Annotated in this window: 15 protein-coding genes; 12 read left to right on the top strand and 3 right to left on the bottom strand. The window is 65.3% G+C overall.

Translation table 11 applies throughout. The annotated features are described in order from the left end of the window. Position 1 precedes the first annotated feature (1 nt). Positions 2-1,048, bottom strand: coding sequence for a quinone-dependent dihydroorotate dehydrogenase (locus QOL62_RS08635; RefSeq protein WP_283405949.1), 1,047 nt, complete (start codon positions 1,046-1,048; stop codon positions 2-4). A 386-nt stretch (positions 1,049-1,434) separates the two neighbouring features. Here QOL62_RS08635 and QOL62_RS08640 point away from each other — a divergent pair, with 386 nt between their 5' ends. The 8 genes from QOL62_RS08640 to QOL62_RS08675 all read left to right on the top strand — a co-directional run bounded on the left by QOL62_RS08640 (position 1,435) and on the right by QOL62_RS08675 (position 7,521). Beyond that, on the top strand, positions 1,435-1,875 hold the full coding sequence (locus QOL62_RS08640; protein WP_103729179.1) for an RrF2 family transcriptional regulator: 441 nt from the start codon (positions 1,435-1,437) through the stop codon (positions 1,873-1,875). A gap of 1 nt (position 1,876) precedes the next feature. Beyond that, positions 1,877-3,364 carry a Fe-S cluster assembly protein SufB gene (gene sufB, locus QOL62_RS08645; protein ID WP_103729180.1) on the top strand — a complete coding sequence of 496 codons (1,488 nt, stop codon included), beginning with the start codon at positions 1,877-1,879 and terminating at the stop codon, positions 3,362-3,364. Between the two features lie 14 nt (positions 3,365-3,378). Next, positions 3,379-3,894: an endonuclease domain-containing protein gene (locus QOL62_RS08650; RefSeq protein ID WP_233203915.1), complete on the top strand. Its 516-nt coding sequence runs from the start codon at positions 3,379-3,381 to the stop codon at positions 3,892-3,894. 3 nt (positions 3,895-3,897) lie between these two features. Next, positions 3,898-4,650: a Fe-S cluster assembly ATPase SufC gene (sufC, locus tag QOL62_RS08655; protein ID WP_283405950.1), complete on the top strand. Its 753-nt coding sequence runs from the start codon at positions 3,898-3,900 to the stop codon at positions 4,648-4,650. Continuing rightward, entirely contained in the window at positions 4,647-5,384 is a 738-nt protein-coding gene (locus tag QOL62_RS08660) for a SufD family Fe-S cluster assembly protein (RefSeq protein ID WP_283405951.1), read from the top strand. The genes sufC and QOL62_RS08660 overlap by 4 nt, the downstream gene beginning before the upstream one ends. Next, a complete protein-coding gene (locus QOL62_RS08665; protein ID WP_103729183.1) occupies positions 5,381-6,580 on the top strand; it encodes an aminotransferase class V-fold PLP-dependent enzyme in 1,200 nt (399 codons plus the stop codon). The genes QOL62_RS08660 and QOL62_RS08665 overlap by 4 nt, the downstream gene beginning before the upstream one ends. Further along, the gene (locus QOL62_RS08670; protein ID WP_103729184.1) at positions 6,577-7,056 is read left to right on the top strand and encodes an SUF system Fe-S cluster assembly protein; all 480 of its coding nucleotides are present in this window, start codon (positions 6,577-6,579) and stop codon (positions 7,054-7,056) included. The genes QOL62_RS08665 and QOL62_RS08670 overlap by 4 nt, the downstream gene beginning before the upstream one ends. A 99-nt stretch (positions 7,057-7,155) precedes the next feature. Further along, positions 7,156-7,521 (top strand): HesB/IscA family protein, encoded by a 366-nt coding sequence (locus QOL62_RS08675; RefSeq protein ID WP_103729185.1) that lies wholly within the window; start codon positions 7,156-7,158, stop codon positions 7,519-7,521. 28 nt (positions 7,522-7,549) lie between these two features. Here QOL62_RS08675 and QOL62_RS08680 read toward each other — a convergent pair whose 3' ends face one another. Further along, positions 7,550-8,692 carry a serine hydrolase domain-containing protein gene (locus QOL62_RS08680; protein WP_283405952.1) on the bottom strand — a complete coding sequence of 381 codons (1,143 nt, stop codon included), beginning with the start codon at positions 8,690-8,692 and terminating at the stop codon, positions 7,550-7,552. A 31-nt stretch (positions 8,693-8,723) separates the two neighbouring features. Here QOL62_RS08680 and QOL62_RS08685 point away from each other — a divergent pair, with 31 nt between their 5' ends. Then, positions 8,724-9,122, top strand: coding sequence for a hypothetical protein (locus tag QOL62_RS08685; RefSeq protein ID WP_283405953.1), 399 nt, complete (start codon positions 8,724-8,726; stop codon positions 9,120-9,122). 26 nt (positions 9,123-9,148) lie between these two features. On the opposite strand, the gene mnmA is transcribed toward QOL62_RS08685, so the two are convergent. Beyond that, the gene (gene mnmA / locus QOL62_RS08690; protein WP_103729322.1) at positions 9,149-10,303 is read right to left on the bottom strand and encodes a tRNA 2-thiouridine(34) synthase MnmA; all 1,155 of its coding nucleotides are present in this window, start codon (positions 10,301-10,303) and stop codon (positions 9,149-9,151) included. 488 nt (positions 10,304-10,791) lie between these two features. On the opposite strand from mnmA, the gene sciP reads away from it, so the two are divergent. The 3 genes from sciP (at position 10,792) to QOL62_RS08705 (ending at position 16,038) form a co-directional block, all read left to right on the top strand. Next, the gene (sciP, locus tag QOL62_RS08695) at positions 10,792-11,091 is read left to right on the top strand and encodes a CtrA inhibitor SciP (protein WP_103729188.1); all 300 of its coding nucleotides are present in this window, start codon (positions 10,792-10,794) and stop codon (positions 11,089-11,091) included. Between the two features lie 285 nt (positions 11,092-11,376). Next, positions 11,377-12,591, top strand: a complete 1,215-nt coding sequence (locus QOL62_RS08700; RefSeq protein ID WP_283405954.1) for an efflux RND transporter periplasmic adaptor subunit — start codon at positions 11,377-11,379, stop codon at positions 12,589-12,591. A 15-nt stretch (positions 12,592-12,606) separates the two neighbouring features. Then, entirely contained in the window at positions 12,607-16,038 is a 3,432-nt protein-coding gene (locus tag QOL62_RS08705) for an efflux RND transporter permease subunit (RefSeq protein WP_103729190.1), read from the top strand. Positions 16,039-16,059: the final 21 nt, after the last annotated feature.

The following is a 16,059-nucleotide window of genomic DNA, read 5'->3' on the forward strand; positions in this document are numbered from 1 at the left end:
CTTATTCGCTTCCCACCGCCTCTGCAATCGAGGCGAAACCATCACGGCGCATGAGCTCGCGCAGGCCTTTGCCGATCGATCTGGCAATCCGCGGCCCTTCGTAGACCATCGCGCTGTACAGCTGAACGAGGCTCGCCCCCGCCCTGATCCGCGCCCAGGCATCGTCGGCCGTAGCGATGCCGCCAACCCCGATCAACGGCACGGCGCCGCCGGTCGCCTGCCGGAAGTCACGGAGCCGCTGCTGCGCGAGGTCGCGCAGCGGAGCCCCGGAGAGCCCGCCGGTTTCATCCCTGTGGACCGAAGCCAGAGCCGGCCGTGAGATCGTGGTGTTGGAGACGATCAGCGCGCCCAGCCCTTTTTCGATTGCGATCCGTGCGATCGCATCGATGTCCGCAGGCTCGAGATCCGGCGCCACCTTGAGGAACACGGGAGGGCGGACCGCTTCCGAGCAGGCGGCGTCCCGAGCCTCGATGACGGCGTCGAGCAGGCCGACCAATGCCGATTCGTCCTGCAGCGCCCGCAGGCCGGGGGTGTTCGGGCTGGAGATGTTCACGGCCAGGTAGCTCGCCAGCGGCGCCATCAGGCGGGCCATGATGGCATAGTCGGCCACGCGATCGTTCGAATCCTTGTTCGCCCCGATGTTGATGCCGACGACGCCCGGGCGCCCGAGTCGCGCTTCAAGCCGGTAGACCGCCGCTTGCGCGCCGCCGTTGTTGAAGCCCATGCGGTTTATGACCGCCTTATCCTCTTCCAGGCGGAACAGGCGCGGCTTGGGGTTGCCGGCCTGCGGCAAAGGGGTGATCGAGCCCACTTCGGCAAAACCGAAGCCCAGTCCCAGCAGGGCATCGGGCACTTCTCCGTCCTTGTCGAACCCGGCCGCCATTCCCACCGGGTTGGGAAAAGCGATACCGGCAACCTCGGTGGCAAGCGCAGGATCGGCCTTTTGTGCATCGGGATTGGACCCGAGCTTCAGGGCCTTCACGGCAAGCCCGTGGGCCTTCTCGGCATCGATGCGGAACAGGGCGGGACGGAAAAAGGAATAGAGCACGCTGCCGCATAACGCCGGGAGAGGTGTTGCTCAAACGCTTCTTATTGCAGCCCCCTGCAGGAAAATCGCAGCAGCAGCTTTACGGCCGGCTGCGACATGTCGCGATTATACAATAAATCGCCTTTCCCGTAGCATAAATGGGCGCCGCGACCCGAAGGGCTCGTCGCGGGATGCGTTCGAGTTCTTTACACCTCAAGGGCGGCTCCCGCATCGGCGGGAGCCGCCTTTTTTTCGTGTGAGGCGCGGAGCGGAGGATCATCGCCGTTCCGGCTGTGAACCGGCCCTGCCGCTTTTCCGGTCAACTCGGCATTGAAACTTGCGTTGCAGTGCACTAGGTGAAATCGGAAAGATTTGATCCGATTTAATCGCAGGACCCGAAAGCCCGCATGCGCCTGTCCAGCATGGCCGATTACGCTGTCGTCATCATGTCCGCTGCGGCGCGGCATTGCGGCACCTGCTCGCTCATCGAGCAGGCCGGCGGCAAGCGGGGGCGCGTCTCCGCTGCGCAGCTGGCGGAGGAGACGGGCCTTCCCGCTCCTACCGTGCAGAAGCTGGTGAGCAAGCTTTCGGCGGCCGGCCTCATGCGTTCGTCCCGCGGGGCCGGCGGCGGTTTGCGACTCGCCCGTCCACCTGCAACGATTTCGCTTGCGGACATCGTCGAGGCGGTAGAAGGGCCCATCGCCCTCACGGCCTGCATCGACCGCGTGAAGAGCGACTGCACGCTGGAGGGTGCCTGCACCACGAGATCCCACTGGCCGCAAGTCAACGCGGCCGTGCGCGGGGCACTCGCCCAAGTGGCGCTGACCCAGTTCGTCGAGGAAGTTTGAGATGACCGAGGAAACCATCCCCGTGGAGCGCGACCAGGCTGCGCGTGAAGCCGCTGCACGTGTGGCGGAATACGAGCACGGCTGGGTTGCCGACATCGAGCAGGAATATGGCCCCAAGGGCCTTTCCGAGGACACGATCCGCTTCATTTCGGCCAAGAAGGAAGAGCCGGAATGGATGCTCGACTGGCGGTTGAAGGCTTATGCCAAGTGGCTGGAGATGACGCCGCCGGATTGGGCCAAGCTCGACGTTCCGCCGATCGACTACCAGGAAGCCTACTACTGGGCCGCGCCCAAGAAGAAGGACGGCCCGGCAAGCCTCGACGAAGTCGATCCCGAGATCCTGCGCGTCTACGAAAAGCTCGGCATCCCGCTTGAGGAGCAGAAAGTACTCGCCGGCGTAGAGGGCGCACGCAAGGTTGCCGTCGACGCGGTGTTCGATTCGGTCTCCGTCGCCACTACGTTCCGCAAGGAGCTCGAACAGGCGGGCGTCATCTTCCGCTCGATCTCCGAAGCGATTCGCGAATTCCCGGACCTGGTGAAGAAGTGGCTGGGCAAGGTCGTACCGGTCCAGGACAACTACTTCGCCGCCCTGAACTGCGCCGTGTTCTCGGATGGCACCTTCGTCTACATTCCCGAGGGCGTGCGCTGCCCGATGGAGTTGAGCACCTACTTCCGCATAAATGCGGAGAATACGGGCCAGTTCGAACGCACGCTGATCGTTGCCGACAAGGGCAGCTACGTCTCCTACCTCGAAGGCTGCACTGCCCCGCAGCGTGACGAGAACCAGCTTCACGCCGCCGTCGTCGAGCTCGTCGCCCTGGAAGACGCGGAGATCAAGTACTCGACCGTCCAGAACTGGTATCCCGGCGACGCCGAGGGCAAGGGCGGCATCTACAACTTCGTCACCAAGCGCGGCCTGTGCCAGGGCGCCCGCTCGAAGATCAGCTGGACACAGGTGGAAACCGGCTCCGCCGTGACCTGGAAGTACCCCAGCTGCGTCCTTAACGGCGAGGATTCGGTGGGCGAGTTCTACTCGGTTGCGGTCACCAACAACTACCAGCAGGCCGATACCGGCACCAAGATGATCCACAACGGCAAGGGAAGCCGCTCGACGATCATCTCCAAAGGCATTTCGGCCGGCAGGAGCAACAACACCTATCGCGGTCTCGTCCGCGTGGCCGCCAACGCCGAGGGCGTGCGCAACTTCACCCAGTGCGATTCGCTGCTGCTCGGCAAGGAATGCGGCGCGCATACGGTGCCGTACATCGAAGTGCGCAACCCCAGCGCACAGATCGAGCACGAGGCCACCACCAGCAAGATCAGCGATGACCAGCTGTTCTACGCCATGCAGCGCGGGCTCGATACCGAACAGGCGGTCGCGCTGATCGTCAACGGCTTTGCCAAGGACGTGCTGCAGCAGCTGCCGATGGAATTTGCCGTGGAAGCGCAGAAGCTGCTGGGCATTTCGCTTGAGGGGAGCGTGGGCTGATGTCCTCCTCCGCCATGAATAACGAAGGACAGGAAACCATGACCGCCGCCCGCAAGACCCTGGGCATCAGCCGCGCCGACAGCGCACCCAAGGACGCAAAGGCCAGCTTCGCCCTCACCGGTGCGCGGCTTGAAACGCTGAAGGAACGCGCTCGCGAGCAGCGCCGCCATCCCACCGATGCGCAGAAGGCGCTGTGGGCGCAGCTATCCGGCTCCAAGCTGGGCGGCGTGAAGTTCATTCGCCAATCGGTCGTGGGCTCCACGATCGTCGATTTCGCCTGCCCCTCCCGCTGGATCGTGGTGCAGATCAGCGCTGCGGACGGCAACGCCGACGTCAACGAACTGCAGGACCGCAAGCTCATCGAGGTCGGCATCCGCGTCCTGCGCTTCTCCGAAGAGGAAGTTCTCGGCAACGTCGAGACCGTGATCCGCGAGATCAACACCGAACTCAACGTGCCGTTCGACAAACGCTCCGCGCGCAAGAAGGCGGGTCAGCGCCCAGCCACGGCCTTCGTGAGCGATGAAGGATAACCCATGCTCAAGATCGAAAACCTGACCGCGAACGTCGCCGACAAGCCGATCCTCAAGGGCCTGTCGCTCACCATCAACCCTGGCGAGATCCACGCCATCATGGGGCCGAACGGCGCGGGCAAGTCGACGCTGGGCTACACGCTGGGCGGTCGTCCCGGCTATGAAGTGACCGGCGGCTCCGTCGATTTCGACGGACAGGACCTGCTCGAACTCGAACCGCACGAGCGCGCCGCCGCCGGCCTGTTCCTGGGCTTCCAGTACCCGGTCGAGATCCCCGGCGTCTCCTTCGTCCAGTTCCTGCGCGAGGCGGCCAATGCCCAGCGCAAGGGGCGCGGCGAAGAACCGCTTTCGGGCGGCGAGTTCCTGAAGCTCGCACGCGAGAAAGCCGGCCTGCTGCGCATGGATATGGACATGCTCAAGCGCCCGGTGAACGTCGGTTTCTCCGGCGGCGAAAAGAAGCGCGCCGAGATGGTGCAGATGGGCATCCTGAACCCCAAGCTGGCGATTCTCGACGAGACGGACTCCGGCCTCGACATCGACGCGCTGCGCATCTGCGGCGAAGGCATCAACGCAATAATGCGCAGCGCTGACAAAGCCGTGCTGCTCATCACCCACTACCAGCGGCTGCTGGACTACGTGAAGCCGGACTTCGTTCACGTCCTGGCCAACGGGCGCATCGTCAAGTCAGGCGGTCCCGACCTCGCCCTGCGCCTTGAGGAAGAGGGCTACGAGGCGGTGGTGCAGGAGGCGGCATGAACGTCGAACTCGCCCTCCCCACCCGCAAGGACGAGGATTTCCGCTACTCCGACCTAGAGGCCCTGCGCACTGTCTGGCCGATCGTCACGGAAGAGATCGTCGTGCCGGACGGCGCGGAGCAGACGCTCCAGATCGTGGAGACCGGCGGCGGCGCGGTAGCACGGCACGTGGCGGTCACGCTGGGAAAGGGCGCAAAATTTGACCTGCGCGTTCTCACGGCCGGGCCGGGCTATGGCCGCATCGCGGTGGACGCTACGCTGGCGCAAGGCGCGGACTTCACGCTGGGCGCCGCACAGCTGGCGACCGGCGAGGAGACGGTCGAGATCGTCACCGAAGTGACGCATGCCGGTCTCAATGCCACGTCGCAGCAGATCGTGCGCACGGTGCTCGCCGGCAAGTCCGTGGGAACGTACCTGGGCCGTATCGGGGTGGAACGCGGGGCCGATGGCACGGACGCCGAGCAATCGGTTCGCGCCATGCTGCTGGAGCGCACGGCGACCGCTAACGCTCGCCCGGAACTTGAAATCTACGCCGACGACGTCAAGGCCGCACATGGCTGCGCCGTGGGCGAACTCGACGCGCAGGGCCTGTTCTACCTGATGAGCCGCGGCCTCACGCCTCCGCAGGCGAAGCGGCTGATGCTGCAGGCGTTCATCGCCGAAGCCTTCACTGGCGCTCCCGGCGAGGAGGAGCTCAGCAGCGCCGCGCTTGCCCGACTGGAGGCGATCCTGTGACGTCCGAAACTTCAGAACTCGTGCTGAAGGACCAGTTCCCCGGCCTCGCGGGCAACTGGCACTATCTGGACACGGCCGCCACATCCCAGAAGCCGCAGGTGGTGATCGATGCCACCGTGGCTGCGATGGGTGAAAAGTACGCGACGGTGCACCGCGGGGTCTACGCCCGATCGGCCGACATGACCCTCGCCTTCGAGGCCGCCCGCCGCCGCGTGGCCGCTTTCATGAACGCGCAGGAGGACGAGATCGTCTTCACGCGCGGCGCGACCGAATCGATCAACCTCGTCGCGCAGAGCTGGGCTGCCACCAACCTGAAGGCGGGCGACCGCATCCTGCTGTCGACGCTGGAGCATCATTCCAACATCGTTCCCTGGCAACTGCTGAGGAATGGCGTCGAAATCGACGTATGCCCGCTCACTCCTGAGGGCACCATTGACCTTGAGGCGGCCGAGCGCATGCTCACGCCCGCTCACAAGCTCGTTGCTTTCGCACACGTGTCCAATGTCCTTGGCTCGGTGCTTCACGTGGAACATGCCGCAAGGCTCGCCCATGCGGTCGGCGCCAAGCTGCTGATCGATGGTTGCCAGGCCGCGCCGCGTCTGGCGCTCGACGTGCAGGCCTTCGACTGCGACTTCTACGCCTTCTCGGCGCACAAGCTCTATGGCCCGACCGGCATCGGCGTGCTCTGGGCGCGCAAGGCTCTGCTGGACCAGATGCCGCCGTGGCAGGGGGGCGGGTCGATGATCGACAAGGTTACCTTCGCAGAGACCACGTATGCCCCCGCACCTCAGCGCTTCGAGGCCGGCACCCCCAATATCGTCGAAGCCGTCGGCATGGCGGCGGCGATGGACTGGCTGTCGGACATCGGGCTCGATCGTGCGGAGAAGCACGAGCGCGATCTTGCCGGCCTGCTTCGCGCCGAACTGCGCAAGCGCAACGACGTCACGCTGTTCGGACCGGACGACTCGCTCGGCATCGTCAGTTTCGCTCTCGAGGGGGTGCATCCGCACGACCTCGGCACCATATTGGACGAGGAAGGCGTTGCGATCCGCGCCGGGCATCACTGCGCACAGCCGCTGATGGAGCACCTCGGGGTTCCGGCCACCGCCCGCGCAAGCTTCGGGCTCTACAGCGACGAACAGGATATCGAGGCGCTCCTGAAGGGCATCGAGCGCACCAGGAGAATTTTCGGATGAGCGACGAGAAGCCGAATTTCATTGTCGAGGAAGTCGAAGCCGCGCCGCCGCCGCCCCGCGCCCGCGTTGAGGACGTCCCGGCGCCGAGCGACGCTCCGGCCGAACGGCGGCGTGATTACCTTGAGGGTTTCCTTGCCGAGAAGCCGCAGGATCTTGATCCGGCAGCGCCGGGCGGTGCGATCTACGACGGCGTCATCGATGCGCTGAAGGAGATCTTCGACCCCGAGATCCCTGTGAACATCTACGATCTTGGTCTCATCTACGGCGTCGAGGTTTCGCCCGAAGCCTCCGTGGCGGTGACGATGACGCTGACCACGCCGCATTGCCCCGTGGCCGAATCAATGCCCGGCGAAGTGGAACTGCGCGTGTCGGCCGTGCCGGGCGTGCGCGATTGTGACGTGAACTTGGTTTGGGATCCACCCTGGGACATGGCCAAGATGTCCGACGAAGCCAAGCTGGAGCTTGGAATGCTGTGACCGGAGAGCATCGCGTGCGGAACCCGGGCTTGGGACAGTTCGCGCGCGACGCCTCCTTCACGCTGAGCTGGGCCCCGTGGTCTGGCAGAAGAGGCTGACATGACCGACACCACGACAAAGACCCGCCCTACCCGACCCGCCGCCGTCGTTCTGACGCCGAGCGCGGAGGCGCGTATCGCCAAGCTGATGAGCCAGGCGCCCGAAGGCGCGATCGGCGTGAAGCTATCCACCCCGCGTCGGGGTTGCTCGGGCCTGGCCTACTCGGTCGACTACGTGACCGAGGAAGCGAAGTTCGACGAGAAGATCGAGACGCCCGGCGGCTTGTTCTACATCGATGGCGCTTCTGTGCTCTATCTCGTCGGCAGTACGATGGACTGGGTGGAAGATGATTTCACCGCTGGCTTCGTGTTCAACAATCCCAACGCCAAGGGGGCCTGCGGCTGCGGCGAAAGCTTTACCGTCTGATCGCCGGGTGCCTTGCGAGGCACCCCTTTCAGTTCTTCGGGAACAGAGCCAGCAGGGCGCCGAGTTCGTCCCGGACTTCCCGCTCCTGCTCGGGGTTGCTGTGGCCGATGCGAACGACGGTGAGCAGCTGATCGGGTGAGCCGATGACGTATTGGCCATATTCTCCCAGACACGCGAACACACTGCGCGGAGCTGTGGCCGGCCAGAGACGCGCGCCGTCGCCGGCTTCGCCCCGGTTCAGCCACACGCCGGCTCCATAAGCCGGCTCACGCGGGCTGGGCTCCAGCATGAACTGCACCCAGCGGCGAGGCAGTATCTGCGCTCCCTTGACCGAACCGCTGTGGCGCAGGAATTCGCCCAGCTTGCTCCAGTCCCGCGCCGTGGCGGCGATCATTCCCGAGCCGATCATGGTGCCTGCGCGATCATAGGCAACCAGCGTGGAGTTCATGCCGATGGGCGCCAGCACGCGATGGCGCAGGTATTCCCCCACCGCGTGTCGGCGGCGATCCGGATTGCGGTCGGACGAAAGTACGCGCGCGGCAAGGTCGGAGAGAATGACCGCGCTCGCGGACGAATGCTCGAACACCTTCCCTGCCGGCGCCTCCAGCGGCTGCGCCTCCGCATACGAGGCCATGTCGTCCCTGCCGTCGAGGAACAGCATGCGCGTGCGATCCGATTCGCCGGATATCCTGCCCGTGCCGACTGGCGCTGTCTCGACGTGGCGCAGGCCGGAGCGCATCTGCAGCAGCTGCCGCAAGGTGATGACGCCGCGCGGATCGCCAGGACGCTGCCATTCCGGAACAGGCGCCGATTCGGCGATTCGCAAGCGGCCGTCACTCACCAGCTGGCCGATCATCAGCGCGGTGATGCATTGCCCGGCGCTCCAGCCCGGCAGCCGCGTGTCCGCCTCGATGCCGTCGCCGTAGCGCTCCACGATCAGCGTGCCTCGCTTAACGATGAGCAGCGCGTCGGTCTTGCCCACCCTCTCCTCATCGAACAGCCGATCGATCGACCGGCCGAGCGATTCGCGCGGAGCCCCGCCCGCATCCGCGATCGCGGCCAAGGCTTCGGCGCTGGGCGGGGGCGGACCGTCCGCCGCACGTTCTCCGCAGCCCCAGAGGGCTGGCAGCGCGAGCATGGCGAGGATAAGGGGGGGGCGGCGCACCGACATGGCGCGCCGGTCATGTGCGAGGCTTTTGAGAATGGCAACATCCGGGCATTCCGGAGCAGGGGACAAGGCTGCGGGTGCGTCATACCCCCTGAGGCAGCCGCCGCGCTGGAAGCGCAATCTCCTTCTACTACTGCTGCTTGTCCTGGGACTCTGGCTGGCCTGGACGTGGCGTGGCCTGCGCGAGGAGGCACGCGTCGGAACCGCTCTTGGAGCGCGCCTGGGCTGCGTGTGTCGCTTCGTCTCGCAACGCCCGCTGGAAAGTTGCGAGGGTGATCTCAAGGTGGCCGGGCTTCAGGGTGCGGGCCGGTGGGTGTCGCTGGCGGAAGATGCACCTTCCCGGACCATCAAGGCCTCCGTCCCGCTGCTCGCCAGCCAGTCTGCGGATTTCGAGGCCAGCCGCGGCTGCCGTCTGGAACCCTGGCAGGACTGACCGGCCTCACCCGCCGTCCGGTTGTTTCAGGCGGCGCTCTGGGTCGAGTCGATCCAGCCGCCGCCGACCACGCGTTCACCGGCATAGATCACCGCCGCCTGTCCGGGCGCGACGCCGTATTCCGGCTCCGCGAAACGGATGGTCGCAGGAGCGCCATCGCCCAGGGGCCCTTCAAGCCGCACCGGTACCGGCTTGGCGAGCGAGCGCACCTTGGCGGTAAGCGGCACCTCAGGCAGCGGCCCGATCCGGTTGGTCTCGACCAGCTGCGCCGATGCCGTTGCGAGCAGCCGCCGCGGTCCCACCCGCACCCGGCGAGTCTCCGCTTCGATGCCCGTGACATAGAGCGGCTCGGGCTGGCCACCGATCTCGAGCCCGCGCCGCTGGCCTACCGTGTAGTGGATGACGCCGCGATGACTTCCCAGCACCTCGCCCGTCTCCGCATGGACGATCTGGCCCGGCGCCTCGCCCTCGGGACGGACGGACCGCACGATCTTGGCGTAGTCGCCGTCCGGTACGAAGCAGATGTCCTGGCTGTCGGGCTTTGCAGCCACACGCAGGCCCGCCGCTTCGGCCAGCCGCCGCGTCTCGCTTTTGGGGAGGCCGCCCAAGGGAAACCGCAGGTAGTCGAGCTGCTCGCTCGTCGTGCCATAGAGGAAATAGCTCTGGTCACGGGCCGGGTCTGCCGCGCGGTGGAGTTCGGACCCGGCCGGCCCTTCCACACGGCGAACGTAGTGCCCGGTCGCCAGGCAGTCCGCGCCCAGTTCCCGCGCCATCGCCAGAAGGTCCGTAAATTTGGGGCCCATATTGCAGCGGATGCACGGGATCGGGGTGCGCCCGGCGAGGTAATCGTCGGCGAAACGCTCGACCACCTCCTCTCGGAAGGCACTCTCGTGGTCGAACACGTAATGGGCTATGCCGAGGCGATCGGCGACGGCACGTGCATCGCGGATATCATCGCCCGCACAGCAGGCGCCCTTCCGGCCGGTTGCCGCGCCGTAGTCGTAAAGCTGCAGCGTCACGCCGATGACGTGCGCCCCACTGGCCGCCGCGAGCGCGGCGACGACCGAACTGTCGACGCCGCCGGACATGGCGACCACGATGCGCCGCTCGGACAGCGGCTCGGGAAGCTGGAACAGGGCTGCGGCATCAAGGCCGGAAAGAAGATCAGGGGCAGCGGTCATGATCCGGCCGCTCATACAGATGCGGGGCACAGATTCCTACCTCCCGCAGGCCCGGGCACCGCCGCTTTTTGCGGTCAGAGTAAACGCGGCGTTTACGATATCTTGACCGCTTCGCGCTAACGCGGTCCCATGAACGCCGCACGTAACCATACCAATTTCTTCGGCGGGGGTGAGCCGGGCCGCGCCTGCGAAGTCCATCGAGGCACAGAGACCAGCGCCCCCCTTCCCCTTGACGCGAACGGCATTGACTGGCTCGCGCTTCGATCCCGCCTTTTCGCCGCTTATGGCGAGCCGGAAACGCGGGAGGACGCCGCAGCGTCCATCCTGCGCCTGCGGGGCAGCTTTGCCGGCGCCGCAGTGCCCACTCTCGATAGTTATCAAACTTGCCTAAGAAGCGTTAACCTTGATGTTTCAAGCAATGGCAAGCCCCCGAATGGTACGGATACCCCTGCCGCCGGTGTGAACGGTAGCGGCGAGCGAGGGTAAAGATGATCGAGAACCAGAAAATTCGCCCGGACAAGGTGATCGGCCCGCTTGGTGAGCCGCTGACGGTCGACAATCTCCCGCCCCCTGACACGACGCGCTGGGTGGTTCGGCGCAAGGCGGAAGTCGTTGCCGCCGTGAACGGTGGGCTCCTGACGATCGACGAGGTATGCTCGCGGTACAACCTGACGCTGGAGGAGTTCGCCTCCTGGCAGCGCGCCGTCGACCGTTCAGGAATGCAAGGTCTTCGCGTCACGCGCATTCAGCATTACCGCGATCTTTACGAGCGCCAGCAGAAGTTCTGAAAACGCCGTCAGGGCTTCGTAAAAAGCCGGTCTGAATACTTTTGTGGCCGCTTTTTGCATTCTTTTGCAACAAAGCGGGTCAGTACAGGACTTCATCAGCAATGAAGTCGTTCGTCGATGCACATGGGACAGGGGCCGAGTTCACGTTGCCACCTTGTTCCCGCCAGTATATGAATCCAGCCGTTTAAACCTCATCGGCGGCTCGCGTCACTTCAAGCGAAGGCCTTCCGTGCGGTGGAAGAAGCACGCCGCCGGGGGGGCGCGTGTTATGCTTGCGGTGAAAAGATGAATTACGACAGCAAGATTGTATCTGGCGACGGGCTTTCCGCGGAAACCCGCGTTCCTGACGGGGTAGATGTTCCGCTGGTAGCGGACGATGAACTGGATCGGCGCTCTCGCCGGGTGATCATCCTCGTCATCGTGGCTGTCGCGCTGCTTGCGGTAGCGCTCTGGTTCGTGCTTCACGAGAGCGGCCCTGATGATGCGGCGGCCGCCGGAAACACACAGATTCCGGTCGTCTCCGTCATGGTTCCGGGCCGCGCGAGCGTGGCCGGAGAAATCACGGCCACCGGCACGCTCGCCGCGCGACGAGCCATGCCGGTAGGCGCCGTGGGCGAAGGCGGCGAAGTGCGCGAGGTGCGCGTCGATGCCGGCGACTGGGTCAGCCAGGGCCAGGTTCTTGCCGTCGTCGATCGCTCCGTCCAGGTTCAGGCGGCGGCCAGTCAGGCTGCCCAGGTCGAAGTCGCCGCGGCCGATGCCCGCATCGCCCAGTCCAACCTCGATCGCGGCCTGAAGCTCGTCGACCGTGGCTTCATTTCAAAGGCCGACATCGACCAACTGACCGCCACGCGCGACGCTGCAGAGGCCCGCGTCAAGGTTGCCCGCGCCAGCCTCGCCCAGCTTCGTGCGCAGAACGCGCGCCTCAACATCATCGCGCCCGCGTCCGGTCTCGTGCTTGAGCGCAATGTCGAACTGGGCCAGGTCGTCAGCGGCGGCAGCGGCGTTCTGTTTCAGCTTGCCAGGGACGGCGAGATGGAACTGCTCGCCCGCATGTCCGAGGATGACCTCGCCAAGCTTTCCGTGGGTGTGCAGGCCAGCGTCACGCCGGCCGGCTCGGGCAAGACCTTCGTTGGTCAGGTATGGCAGCTTTCGCCGGTAATCGACCAGGAGACACGTCAGGGCATTGCGCGCGTCGCTCTCACGTATGATCGCGCCCTGCGCCCCGGCGGATTCGCCACCGCCGTCATCCGCAGCGGAACCCTCGTCGCCCCCATGCTGCCGGAATCGGCCATCCAGAGCGACGCCAAGGGCGCGTTCGTCTACATCGTGGACCAGACGGACCATGTTCGACGCCGCACCGTGAAGACGGGGCTGGTCACCGCGAAGGGAATCACGATCACCGAGGGCCTCGACGGCACCGAGAAGGTCGTGATGCGCGCCGGCGGCTTCCTGAACGAAGGCGACAAGGTCAAAACCCGCCTCACCACTTCCTCCAAGTAACGGGCGAGACAAGCCATGGGCCTGCGCAACATCTCCGCCTGGTCGATCCGCAATCCGATCATCCCCATCGTCTTCTTCATCGGCCTGATGATCGCCGGGATCGTCTCGTTCATGCGGATGGACGTGAACAACATGCCGGACATCGAGTTCCCTGGCGTGCGTGTCGGCGTCTCTCAGCCGGGCGCAGCGCCAAAGGAGATCGAAACCCAGATCACGCAGATCGTGGAAGGCGCCGTGCGGTCCATTCCGGGCGTCGAGGAAATCCAGTCGACCGCCTCCGAAGGGCAGTCGACGACGCTTGTCTTCTTCTCCGTCGGCAGCAACGTCGACGTGGCGACTCAGCAGGTGAAGAACGCCGTCGACCAGGTGCGCGGGCAGTTGCCGGATGGCATCCTGGAGCCGCAGGTGCAGAAGATCGAAGGCGGCAGTGGCTCGCTGGCTTACTTCTCCGTCAGCGCCGACGACATGACCATCGAGCAATTGAGCTGGTTCGTGGACGACACCATCGCCAAGACCCTGCTCAGCGTGCCGGGCATGGCGGCGGTCGATCGTGACGGCGGTGTGACGCGCGAGATCCGCGTCGTTGTCGATCCTGAACGAATGCAGGCCCTCGGCGTCAGTGCCGAAGCGCTCAACAACGTCCTGCGGCAGGTCAACGTCGACGCTGCCGGCGGCCAGGCCGAGATCGCCGGGTCAAGGCAGTCGGTGCGCGTGCTGGGCAATGCGGAAACCGCGTACGACCTTTCGCAAAAGCGGATCAACCTGGGCGGCGGGCGCTCTGTCAAGCTGTCGGATATCGCGTCTGTGTCGGACGCCTACTCCGAACGCACCGACGTCGCCCACGTGAGCGGACGCGAGGTCGTGACATTCGGTTTCGAACGTGCCCGCGGCGCATCCGATGTCGCCGTCTACGACAGCGCGATGGAAAAGCTGGACGCAATCCAGAAGAGCCACCCCGACATTCACATCACGCGCCTGTTCTCGCAGGTGGATTATACCCGGGGGCAGTACACCAGTTCGATGGAGGCGCTGGTCGAAGGCGCCGTGCTCGCCATCGTCATCGTCTTCCTGTTCCTGCGGGACTGGCGCGCAACGATGATCTCGGCGCTCGCCATTCCGCTGTCCGCGATCCCGACCTTCTGGTTCATGGACATGCTCGGCTTCACGCTGAACTTCCTCTCGCTGCTGGCACTCAGCCTCGTGGCGGGCGTCCTCGTCGACGACGCGATCGTGGAGATCGAGAACATCGTCCGGCACATGCGCATGGGCAAAAGCGCGTATCAGGCGTCCATCGACGCGGCGGACGAGATCGGACTGGCGGTCGTCGCCACCACCTTCTCCATCGTCGCGGTGTTCCTCCCCGTCGGCCTCATGCCGGGGATCCCGGGCCAGTTCTTCAAGGCGTTCGGCCTCACCGTCGTGGTAGCCGTGCTGATGAGCCTTGCCGTCGCCCGAATCATCACGCCGATGGTGGCGGCCTACTTCCTCAAGGCCCACGGGCATGCGGAACATGGCGGTGGCCGGATCATGGACCGCTACATGAAAGTCCTCGCCTGGACGCTGGACAGCAGCGAGGCGCACAGGCGCAAGGCGCTGCTCGTGCGCCAGCCGTCCAACTGGCTCTTCCGCATTCTCGGCGTGCTTGCCTTCCTGCTGCTGATCGCAGGCGGCCTGATCGCCGCAGGGCTGCTGTTCCAGGTGCTGCAGGCAGGGCTCACCAAGATCGGACTGAGCAAGGCTGCATTCGTGCTGGCCGCGATACTCGCGCCGATCGGAGTACCGGTGGCCATCTGGCTGCTGGGCCGCCTGCTGCGTTTCCTCGCCCGCTTCGCGGGGGCGTTCGGACGCTGGTATCGCTACTTCACAGACCGCGTGATCGCGCGGATGCACGACCACCGCTTCTACGCCTTCTGCGCCTCGGTCTACGCGCTCGTCGTGACGTTCGCTCTGCTGGGGGGGCTTCCCCAGCAGTTCCAGCCCAGCACCAACAACGACACCAGCCAGGTGAAGATCGAGATGGTGCCCGGAACCACGCTGGAGCAGACGCAGGCGGTCACCGGCCAGGTGGCTCGGCTTCTGGAAAAGCAGCCGGAGGTGGAACGGGTGCTGGAATTCGCCGGTGAGGGTTCGGGTAATCTCTACATCGCCCTGAAGAAGGCGGATCAGCGCGATGCGACCAGCATCGAGTTCGAGCGACGCCTGGCCTCGCAGCTTCAGCAAATCCCGGATGCCCGCGTCAGCTTCGCTTCGCAGGCGGGCGGGTTCGGCAGCGGACGCGATCTCTCGATCATGCTGTCCGGCAGCGACTCCGAACTGCTGAACCGCACCGCGCAAACTCTGGTCGAGCAGATGCGCAAGGTGCCGGGCGTCGTCGCGCCCCGGATCGCGGCCGACCTGCAAAGGCCCGAACTCATCATCGTGCCGCGCGTGGACCTTGCCGCGCAGCTCGGCGTAACGACCGCCGCGCTCAGCCAGACCATCCGTATCGCCACTCTGGGCGAAATCGACCAGAACGCGGCCAAGTTCTCGCTCAACGACCGGCAGGTGCCGATCCGTGTGATCCTGGATCGCGGTTCCCGCCGAGACTTCTCCACCATCGAGAACCTGCCGGTATCGACCGTCTCCGGGGGAACCGTGCCGCTCAAGCGCGTTGCGGAAATCCGCTTCGGCGCCGGTCCGACGCAGATCCAGCGCTACAACCAGTCCCGCCGCGTCTTCGTCGGCGCCGATCTTGGCGAAGGGCAGGTCAAGGGGCCGGTCATGGCCGCGATCCAGAACCTGCCGATCATGAAGAACCTGCCCGCCGGCGTGTCCAACGCCCCGGTCGGCGAGGACAAGTGGCAGGCCGAGATGATCTCGAACTTCGTCACCGCCGTCATCAGCGGGATCTTCCTCGTCTTCGCGGTGCTGGTGCTGCTCTACAAGCGCTTTGTCTCGCCGCTGGTAAACATGGCCTCGCTTCTGCTTGCGCCGCTGGGCGGCCTGCTCGCGCTCGTCCTGTGGAACCAGCCCATTTCGATGCCGGTCTATATTGGTATCCTGATGCTGCTCGGCATCGTGGCCAAGAACTCCATCCTGCTGATCGACTTCGCTATCGAGGAAATGGTCAAGGGCGTCGACAAGCTCACCGCGATCATGGACGCAGGGCACAAGCGCGCCCAGCCGATCGTGATGACGACCGTGGCGATGACCGCGGGCATGGTGCCCACCGCCCTGTCGCTCTCGGGTGACGGCGCATTCCGTCAGCCGATGGGTGTTGTCGTGATCGGTGGCCTGATCGTCTCCACCCTGCTGACCCTGGTCATCGTGCCTGCAGCCTTCAGTCTTGCCGATGGTTTCGAGAAGCGGATCGGGCCTAAACTGCGCAAGTCGCTGCTGACCTACGATCCGGAGAAGCACGGGTCCGGCACTGCGGAGGGCGATTTCCATCCGCATCCGGCCGAGTAGGAAAGGGAAGCCTTGCTGAAA

The organism is Novosphingobium panipatense, from assembly GCF_900182875.1.
Lineage (GTDB): Bacteria > Pseudomonadota > Alphaproteobacteria > Sphingomonadales > Sphingomonadaceae > Novosphingobium > Novosphingobium panipatense.

Bases quoted from the DNA above. Each gene is read 5' to 3' on its own strand.
- sufC (WP_283405950.1), top strand. From the start codon at position 3,898: ATGCTCAAGATCGAAAACCTGACCGCGAACGTCGCCGACAAGCCGATC.
- QOL62_RS08700 (WP_283405954.1), top strand. From the start codon at position 11,377: ATGAATTACGACAGCAAGATTGTATCTGGCGACGGGCTTTCCGCGGAA.
- sciP (WP_103729188.1), top strand. From the start codon at position 10,792: ATGATCGAGAACCAGAAAATTCGCCCGGACAAGGTGATCGGCCCGCTT.
- QOL62_RS08670 (WP_103729184.1), top strand. From the start codon at position 6,577: ATGAGCGACGAGAAGCCGAATTTCATTGTCGAGGAAGTCGAAGCCGCG.
- QOL62_RS08650 (WP_233203915.1), top strand. From the start codon at position 3,379: ATGAATAACGAAGGACAGGAAACCATGACCGCCGCCCGCAAGACCCTG.
- QOL62_RS08675 (WP_103729185.1), top strand. From the start codon at position 7,156: ATGACCGACACCACGACAAAGACCCGCCCTACCCGACCCGCCGCCGTC.
- mnmA (WP_103729322.1), bottom strand. From the start codon at position 10,303: ATGACCGCTGCCCCTGATCTTCTTTCCGGCCTTGATGCCGCAGCCCTG.
- QOL62_RS08705 (WP_103729190.1), top strand. From the start codon at position 12,607: ATGGGCCTGCGCAACATCTCCGCCTGGTCGATCCGCAATCCGATCATC.
- QOL62_RS08640 (WP_103729179.1), top strand. From the start codon at position 1,435: ATGCGCCTGTCCAGCATGGCCGATTACGCTGTCGTCATCATGTCCGCT.
- QOL62_RS08660 (WP_283405951.1), top strand. From the start codon at position 4,647: ATGAACGTCGAACTCGCCCTCCCCACCCGCAAGGACGAGGATTTCCGC.
- QOL62_RS08685 (WP_283405953.1), top strand. From the start codon at position 8,724: ATGGCAACATCCGGGCATTCCGGAGCAGGGGACAAGGCTGCGGGTGCG.
- sufB (WP_103729180.1), top strand. From the start codon at position 1,877: ATGACCGAGGAAACCATCCCCGTGGAGCGCGACCAGGCTGCGCGTGAA.
- QOL62_RS08680 (WP_283405952.1), bottom strand. From the start codon at position 8,692: ATGTCGGTGCGCCGCCCCCCCCTTATCCTCGCCATGCTCGCGCTGCCA.